A 1864-nucleotide genomic window follows, 5' to 3' on the forward strand; every position below is an offset into this window, starting at 1 on the left:
TTTGTCTAGCATCATAAATAAAAATTGACGTTTCACGTTGTTTGTTTCGTTCAGTTTTCAAAGAACTTGTTTGCCGCTTAATTGCGACTTCCTTATGTTGACATCTCAGTCATTCAATGTCAACTAAGTTTTTTACTTCGTTTTCGCTTTCTGCTCTGTTGCATCAGCGACTTCTATAATATTACACGTTTGTTCTAAAAAAAGCAATACTTATTTTTTAAAAAATGATTTTTTATCGCTATGTGAAATCGCTAACTATATCAAGCTAATACAAATAGCCCTTTTTCCTAAACACAAAAGCTAATCAAGCCTGTAACTTTATAAAAATATACTTTCACAAATGTATTTTTTAAGACAACATATTCTTATCAACACCCCGCTTTATTGATACAGTGAAATCGCCTTCCTATAACTAAGAAAGGCTGGTGCCCTTACTCAACATTTTCTTCAAATTATATACATTTCTTTACAAAATAACAAAATTTTCTTAATACTCAATTTACAAAAATCGAGTAATCTAAACGAGCATGACTATTTCAAAAGTATAAGGGGGAGAAATAATGCACAAATTTAAACGTCTCACATTTCTAATCATCATGTTAGTAGTTCTGTTACCAGGAATACCACAAGTAGCTGCAAATGATAAAACAGAGCAGCCAGTAAGCAATACTAATAATTTCAAAGTAATGAGTTATAACTTACGATATGCAAGTGATACTTCGCCAAACTCTTGGGCAGAACGTCGTCCTGTAATGGCTCAGTTGCTGAACAAAGAAAAACCAGACATCCTAGGAATACAGGAAGGTCTTTATTCACAGTTGAAAGACCTCCATGCAGACATGCCTCAGTATGATTGGATTGGAATTGGGAGAAAAGGCGGAAGCAAAGACGAATATACAGCAGTATTCTACAATAAAAATCGATTTACTCCGTTAGAATACGATTATTTCTGGTTATCTGATACTCCTAATGTCATCGGTTCAACAACTTGGGGTAATAAAATTCCGCGAATGGTAACGTGGGTAAAGTTTTTGGATACAAAAACTAAGCAAGAGTTCTATTTCGTTAACACTCACTTTGACCATATTTCCGTGGAAGCGAGAGAAAAGAGCGCTGCATTAATTGTTCAAAAAGTAAACGAATTTGATCCTAAATTGCCCGTAATCCTTACAGGTGATTTTAATACTGCTCCTGGGACTAATCCTTATCAGACTTTGATTAACGAAGGAAAGTTTTTGGACACTTGGGAAACAGCGGAAACACGAATTGGTGAAAACCTTGGCACATTTAACGGATTCAATAATCCTACTGGAGGAGATCACCGAATCGATTGGATTTTATACAAAGGAAATATAACCGTTAAACAAGCAGAAATTAATGATTTTATAAAGAACGGCCAATATCCAAGCGATCATTTCCCTGTTATTGCGGAAATGGTTCTAAATTCTAAATAGGGTGGCATATAGAAATAAAAAACTAATACAGTTCTCAAGAGACTGCTCTTGAATTCTACAGGGTTCATTTCGTTTATTTGACCTATTATTTATAAAGAAAGTAAAACTTTTCTCAGCGGTAATTTTTGTTTCTCTCTGAATCTTAAGACTGGTGCCTTTAACGAGATAAAGATCAATGTTTGATGCAATAAACGAAAAATGCAAACACCTTACTCGTTACAGATATTTACATTTATTACAAATCATAAACATGTTTCTTCTTTTATTTGCTTGATCATATATGAAAGAATTGTAAATTAACATAACGAAAAACACAAAAAAGACGAGTCATACTGACTCGTCTTAGATTGCCTGGCAACGTCCTACTCTCACAGGGACAAAGTCCCAACTACCATCGGCGCTAGAGAGCT

Annotated in this window: 1 protein-coding gene; it reads left to right on the forward strand. The window is 34.3% G+C overall.

The window, feature by feature from the left end; all coding sequences use genetic code 11:
• The first annotated feature begins 560 nt into the window (after window positions 1–560).
• Complete coding sequence (locus LRP84_RS22285; protein WP_230577077.1) at window positions 561–1454, forward strand: endonuclease/exonuclease/phosphatase family protein; 894 nt, start codon at window positions 561–563, stop codon at window positions 1452–1454.
• The last annotated feature ends 410 nt before the right edge of the window (window positions 1455–1864 follow it).

Origin of the sequence: Bacillus rhizoplanae (assembly GCF_917563915.1) — a bacterium.
In the GTDB taxonomy this organism is placed as follows: domain Bacteria; phylum Bacillota; class Bacilli; order Bacillales; family Bacillaceae_G; genus Bacillus_A; species Bacillus_A rhizoplanae.

What these genes read in the sequence shown, in the direction of transcription:
- LRP84_RS22285 (WP_230577077.1), top strand. Translation starts at nt 561, where the DNA reads ATGCACAAATTTAAACGTCTCACATTTCTAATCATCATGTTAGTAGTT.